Origin of the sequence: Pseudescherichia sp., assembly GCF_031987975.1 — a bacterium.
In the GTDB taxonomy this organism is placed as follows: domain Bacteria; phylum Pseudomonadota; class Gammaproteobacteria; order Enterobacterales; family Enterobacteriaceae; genus Pseudescherichia.
In genome coordinates this window covers 91,549-98,216 of the sequence record NZ_DALZYX010000012.1, presented here as the reverse complement: position 1 = coordinate 98,216, position 6,668 = coordinate 91,549, and the positions used below count along the sequence as shown (strand labels likewise).

The 6,668-nt window shown below is 53.7% G+C and carries 6 protein-coding genes; 4 read left to right on the top strand and 2 right to left on the bottom strand.

Annotated elements, in window-relative coordinates:
• Positions 1–111: 111 nt before the first annotated feature.
• The gene (mobB, locus tag RTN40_RS18885) at positions 112–612 is read right to left on the bottom strand and encodes a molybdopterin-guanine dinucleotide biosynthesis protein MobB (protein ID WP_312229808.1); all 501 of its coding nucleotides are present in this window, start codon (positions 610–612) and stop codon (positions 112–114) included.
• Entirely contained in the window at positions 609–1,193 is a 585-nt protein-coding gene (gene mobA / locus RTN40_RS18880) for a molybdenum cofactor guanylyltransferase MobA (RefSeq protein WP_312229807.1), read from the bottom strand. The genes mobB and mobA overlap by 4 nt, the downstream gene beginning before the upstream one ends.
• Before the next feature lie 70 nt (positions 1,194–1,263).
• On the opposite strand from mobA, the gene RTN40_RS18875 reads away from it, so the two are divergent.
• From RTN40_RS18875 to polA, 4 genes are all read left to right on the top strand, one after another.
• A complete protein-coding gene (locus RTN40_RS18875; RefSeq protein ID WP_312229806.1) occupies positions 1,264–1,533 on the top strand; it encodes a YihD family protein in 270 nt (89 codons plus the stop codon).
• 76 nt (positions 1,534–1,609) lie between these two features.
• On the top strand, positions 1,610–2,596 hold the full coding sequence (locus RTN40_RS18870) for a serine/threonine protein kinase (RefSeq protein WP_312229805.1): 987 nt from the start codon (positions 1,610–1,612) through the stop codon (positions 2,594–2,596).
• A gap of 27 nt (positions 2,597–2,623) precedes the next feature.
• Positions 2,624–3,247, top strand: coding sequence for a thiol:disulfide interchange protein DsbA (gene dsbA / locus RTN40_RS18865; RefSeq protein WP_312229804.1), 624 nt, complete (start codon positions 2,624–2,626; stop codon positions 3,245–3,247).
• Positions 3,248–3,659: 412 nt separating this feature from the next.
• Entirely contained in the window at positions 3,660–6,446 is a 2,787-nt protein-coding gene (polA, locus tag RTN40_RS18860; RefSeq protein WP_312229803.1) for a DNA polymerase I, read from the top strand.
• Positions 6,447–6,668: the final 222 nt, after the last annotated feature.

Sequence of the window (6,668 nt, the reverse complement as noted above, 5' to 3'; positions counted from 1 at the left end):
ACTGCCAGGCATCAAACAAGCAGAAGGCCATCCGTAAGGATGGCCTTTTTGCGTTGTGCCGCAGAAATGACCGATTCTGTAGGCCGGGCAAGCGTAGCGCCGCCCGGCGTATTAACGTAACCATTGCTCTACAAAATCAGCAATCCCAGCCACATCATTCAAATCCAATACCGGCACTGTAGTTGAAATTGCTATATCACTGGCGATCGCAATAACGCGATCGTCAACTTCCAGCTCCTCCACCCGATGCCCGGCATCTGCCCGAAAAAGCAGGATCTTCGCCACTGGCTCATGCTTGAAGCCCTCTACCAAAACCAGATCTAACTTCGTGTGATCCATTCTGCTGGCCAGAAACGTTAAGTCGAGCGCCTCTTCGTCTGGCGTTTCGGTCATCAAGGCCCACCGCTGCTGGCTGGCGACGAGGGTTTGTGCCGCACCTGCCTTGCGTAACTCATAGCTATCCTTGCCGGGCTTATCGACATCCATATTATGATGCGTATGCTTTATGAGGCCGGGACGGATGCCCCGTTCACAGAGAGCAGGGATCAGGCGCTTAAGCAGCGTGGTTTTCCCTGTACCGCTCCATGCGGCTATCGCGAGGATCGGCTTCATTTTTTCTCCTGCCTGCCGGTGAGATCGTCCGGCGTATTGATATTAATAAACGCCGACCGGCAATCGCTAAAGTCCACGGCATGGCCTCCCACCTGGCGCATAAATAGCATTACCCGCCGCTCGCCGGATGCCAGATAAGCCGTAAGCTGCGGTATCACCTGGCGATGAACCAGCGCAATGGTGGGATGGTCGCGTTCACCGTCGGTCACCCATACTACCGGCGCATCCTTCCGCTCAGAAGCCAGTCTCGCTGCCAGATCGGACGGTATGCCCGGCGTATCGCACGGACAAAACAGGAACCAGTCGGATGCTGTCTGCTGCATAACGGCCAGCATACCGGCCAGCGGACCGGGAAAATCATTCAGCGTATCTTCGATAACCGCCAGGCCGCTGGCCCGATAGCGATCGAGGTTGCGGTTAGCACTCAACGCAACACGGCTTACTTGCTTAGCCAGACGGCTTACGACGTGCTGCCAGAGCGGAATGCCGTTAAGCAGCAACAGTCCTTTATCTTCTCCCCCCATACGCGACGCTCTGCCGCCGGCCAGTACGACACCGGTGATGTCCAGTCCACTATTCACTAATATCGCCTCTTTTATTGTGGGTTTGACCCTGCTAACGTGTGTCTCTCACGAGTAAGGAGCACTGACCATGAAATGTAAACGTCTGAATGAAGTAATTGAACTCCTCCAGCCCGCCTGGCAAAAAGAACCCGAGCTTAATCTGATGCAATTTTTGCAAAAACTGGCGCAGGAGTCAGGCTATGACGGCGAGCTGGCCGATCTTTCTGACGATATTCTGATCTATCACCTCAAAATGCGCGACTCGGCAAAGGATGCCGCTATCCCTGGGATCCAGAAAGATTACGAAGAGGATTTCAAAACTGCCTTGCTGCGCGCCCGGGGCGTAATTAAAGAGTAAAAGGTTGTAAGCGGTGCAACTGAATGCGCTACGAAATGATATCCTGAACTATTCGTAGTAATTTCCGGATGATGGGATGAACGACAACGCTTTTACTTTCCAGACGCTACACCCGGATACCATCATGGATGCGCTGTTTGAACAGGGGATCCGGGTGGATTCTGGCCTTACCCCGCTCAACAGTTACGAGAACCGTGTCTATCAGTTTCAGGATGAAGATCGCCGCCGCTACGTGGTGAAATTTTACCGTCCGCAGCGCTGGTCGGCAGAGCAAATTATTGAGGAGCACCAGTTCGCCCACGAGCTGATGAATAATGAGGTTCCGGTTGCGGCCCCGCTTGAATTTAACGGCCAGACGCTGCTGACTCATCAAGGATACTACTATGCCGTGTTCCCCAGCCTCGGCGGTCGTCAGTTCGAAGCCGATAATCTGGATCAGATGGAGTGGGTGGCGCGCTACCTTGGCCGCCTGCATCAAACCGGGCGTAAAAAAACGTTTACCAGCCGCCCCTCTATCGACGTCAATGAGTACCTGATTGAGCCTCGAAACGTCTTTGAACAGTCGGCGCTTATCCCTTCTGGCCTGAAAGCTGCCTTCCTTAACGCCACGGATTCCCTTATCGAGGCGGTGATGGCGCAGTGGCATACGCGTTTCGATCTGCTGCGCCTGCACGGCGACTGCCATGCCGGGAACATTCTCTGGCGCGACGGGCCGCTGTTCGTCGATCTCGATGATGCCCGTAACGGCCCTGCGGTTCAGGATCTGTGGATGTTGCTCAACGGCGATAAGGCCGAGCGGCGCATGCAGCTTGAGACGATTATTGAGGCCTATGAGGAATTTAGCGAATTTAAAACCGATGAAATCGCCCTCATTGAACCTTTACGCGCCATGCGTATGGTTTATTATCTGGCATGGCTGATCCGCCGCTGGGACGATCCCGCATTCCCCAAAAATTTCCCGTGGCTAACCGGGGAAGACTATTGGCACAGGCAAACTCTGACCTTTATTGAGCAGGTTAAGGTTCTGCAAGAACCGCCTCTGCAACTTACGCCGATGTATTAATTTGACACTTTCAGGAGAGTATTAACCATGAAGAAAATTTGGCTGGCGCTGGCAGGTCTCATTCTGGCATTTAGCGCGTCTGCGGCTCAATTCACCGAGGGAAAACAGTATATCGCCCTTGATAAACCGGCGGTGGGAGAGCCGCAGGTGCTGGAGTTCTTCTCTTTCTACTGCCCGCACTGCTACGATTTTGAACGCGTATGGCACGTTTCCGACACGGTGAAACAGCAGCTGCCGGAAGGCACCAAGATGACCAAATACCACGTCGAGTTTCTGGGGCCGCTGGGCAAAGATCTGACCCAGGCATGGGCTGTGGCGATGGCACTGGGCGTAGAAGATAAGATCACTGCCCCCATGTTTGAAGCGGTGCAGAAGACCCAGACCGTCACAACCGTAGCCGATATCCGCAAAGTGTTTGTTGATGCTGGTATTAAAGGCGAAGACTATGACGCCGCCTGGAACAGCTTCGTAGTGAAATCCCTGGTTGCCCAGCAAGAGAAAGCCGCTGCCGATCTGCAATTGCAGGGCGTACCGGCGATGTTTGTTAACGGCAAATACCAGGTTAACCCGCAGGGGATGGATACCAGTAGCATGGACGTTTTCGTCCAGCAGTATGCTGCAACGGTAAAATATCTGGTTGGCCAGAAGTAATCATAAAGCCGGTCAATGACCGGCTTTTTTATAGATCCTGTAGTACGACATATTGATGTTGTTCAAAAACAGCGCGCCGGATGAATTAAGCGTGACTGACTGTCCGTCGTATCAATCAAACGCATGGGCAAAACCTTATATCCACATGGAGTAAATTGCCGCTTAACGGACATAAGGATCGCGATCCTTTTTCTATCTGTTTAATTTTAATAGATAAATAAACAGCCCCGCCAATATTACATGGTCTATTATTTCTTCAGCAAAAAAGCATGCACAAAGTTATCCACAGGATAATAATGCGAACGATCGCGACGATCCGGAAATCTTTTCCACGAATTACCGTGAAAAACTCAAGTTTTCGTCCGGTATGTGGCATCCTTTAACCATAAATTATTAAACAGGCACGGATATCATGGTTCAGATCCCAGAAAACCCGCTAATCCTCGTTGATGGCTCTTCCTATCTTTATCGCGCTTATCACGCGTTCCCACCGCTGACCAACAGCGCGGGAGAGCCAACCGGCGCAATGTACGGGGTACTGAACATGCTCAGAAGCTTGATCCTGCAGTATCAGCCCACGCATGCCGCCGTGGTGTTTGATGCCAAAGGGAAGACCTTCCGTGACGAGCTGTTTGAGCACTATAAATCACACCGTCCGCCGATGCCTGACGACTTGCGATCGCAGATCGAGCCGCTGCATGCGATGGTAAAAGCGATGGGCCTACCGCTAATGGCCATTTCCGGCGTCGAGGCGGATGACGTTATCGGTACGCTGGCCCTTGAGGCTGAAAAAATGGGTCGCCCGGTGCTGATCAGTACCGGTGATAAAGATATGGCCCAGCTGGTGACGCCGAACGTGACGCTGATTAACACCATGACCAATACCATTCTTGGCCCGGAAGAGGTGATCAATAAATATGGCGTGCCGCCTGAGCTGATCATCGATTTCCTTGCTCTGATGGGCGACTCCTCAGATAACATTCCCGGCGTGCCCGGCGTCGGTGAAAAAACGGCGCAGGCACTGCTACAGGGTCTGGGCGGTCTGGAAACGCTGTTTAGCGAATCCGATAAGATTGCCAGCCTGAGCTTCCGCGGTGCAAAAACCATGGCGGCGAAGCTGGAGCAGAATAAAGAGGTTGCTCGCCTCTCCTATCAGCTGGCCACTATCAAGACCGACGTCGAGCTGGATCTCACCTGCGAACAGCTGACGGTACAGCAGCCAGCCGCAGACGAGCTGCTAAGCCTGTTTAAGCGATACGAATTTAAACGCTGGACGGCGGATGTCGAAGCGGGAACATGGTTGCAGGGTAAAGGGGCGAAACCGGCCGCGAAGCCGCAGGCCGCTCCTGTCGTTGAGGTTGAAGATGATGAGCCTGCCACCCCGCTCTCCGCAGAGCACTATGTCACCGTTCTTGATGAGCCAACGCTAAACGAGTGGATTACGCGACTGAAGAAGGCACCGGTATTTGCCTTTGATACCGAAACGGACAGCCTGGACAACGTCAGCGCCCAGCTGGTAGGCCTGTCGTTTGCTACCGAGCCGGGCCTTGCGGCCTACGTGCCGGTTGCACATGACTACCTGGATGCGCCAGAGCAGCTCTCCCGCGATCGGGTGCTCGAGCTGTTAAAGCCGATTCTGGAAGATGAAAAAGCGCTGAAGGTGGGGCAGAACCTCAAGTTCGATCGCGGCATTCTGCAAAACTACGGCATTGAGCTGCGCGGTATTGCCTTTGACACCATGCTTGAATCCTACATTCTCGATAGCGTCGCCGGACGTCACGATATGGACAGCCTCTCCGATCGCTGGCTGAAGCACCAGACCGTTACCTTTGAGCAGATTGCCGGCAAGGGTAAAAATCAGCTGACCTTTAACCAGATCGCGCTGGAGCAGGCCGGACACTATGCGGCGGAAGACGCTGACGTCACGCTACAGCTGCATCTCAAGATGTGGCCAAAACTGGAGAAACATGCCGGTCCGCTGAATATCTTCCAGAACATTGAGATGCCGCTGGTGCCGGTGCTCTCCCGCATCGAGCGTAACGGGGTGAAGATCGATCCGGCGGTGCTGCATAAGCACTCTGGGGAGATCACGCTGCGTCTGGCCGAGCTGGAGAAAAAGGCCCATGAGATCGCCGGTGAGGCGTTTAACCTCTCTTCAACCAAACAGCTGCAGGTCATCCTGTTTGAAAAGCAGGGCATTAAACCGCTGAAGAAGACGCCGGGCGGTGCACCTTCAACCTCAGAGGAGGTGCTGGAGGAGCTGGCGCTGGACTACCCGCTGCCGAAGGTCATTCTGGAGCATCGCGGCCTGTCGAAGCTGAAATCGACCTATACCGATAAGCTGCCGTTGATGATCAACCCTAAAACCGGACGCGTACATACCTCCTATCATCAGGCGGTCACCGCAACGGGACGGCTCTCATCCACCGATCCGAACCTGCAGAACATCCCCGTGCGAAACGAGGAAGGACGGCGCATCCGTCAGGCGTTTATCGCCCCGGAGGATTACGTCATTGTCTCTGCGGACTACTCGCAGATTGAGCTGCGCATCATGGCGCACCTGTCCCGCGACCCGGGTCTGCTTTCCGCCTTTGCCGAGGGTCAGGATATCCACCGCGCCACGGCGGCAGAGGTGTTTGGTATGCCGCTGGAGAGCGTATCGAACGACCAGCGCCGCAGCGCGAAGGCGATCAACTTTGGTCTAATCTACGGCATGAGCGCTTTTGGTCTGTCGCGCCAGCTGAATATTCCGCGCAAAGAGTCGCAGCGGTATATGGATCTCTATTTTGAGCGCTATCCAGGCGTGCGTGAGTATATGGAACGTACCCGGGCGCAGGCGAAAGAGCAGGGCTACGTTGAAACGTTAGAGGGGCGTCGCCTCTATCTGCCGGATATCAAATCCAGCAACGCGGCGCGCCGGGCTGGCGCTGAGCGTGCGGCGATTAACGCCCCGATGCAGGGGACGGCGGCAGATATCATCAAGCGGGCAATGATCGCCGTGGATGCGTGGCTACAGGCGGAGCAGCCGCGCGTGCGTATGATTATGCAGGTTCACGATGAACTGGTATTTGAAGTGCACAAAGACGACGTGGAGCAGGTTTCACAGAAGATCCATGAGCTGATGGAGAACAGCACCCAGCTGGATGTTCCATTGCTGGTGGAGGTAGGCAGTGGTGAAAACTGGGATCTGGCGCACTAGCCTTTGGCGTAATAGCGCAGTTTTATGTAAGTAAGCAACATAAGATAGAGCTTTTTGTGATGATCATTAGAATTCCCTATGTAAAGAATGAAAAAAAATTACAAAAAGCGTTTGTAACTGTCTAAAAAAAGAGTAGAGTTAAAGATGTAGGGTACAGAGGTAAGATGTTCTATCTTTCAGACCTTTTACTTCACGTAATCGGATTTGGCTGAATATTTTAGC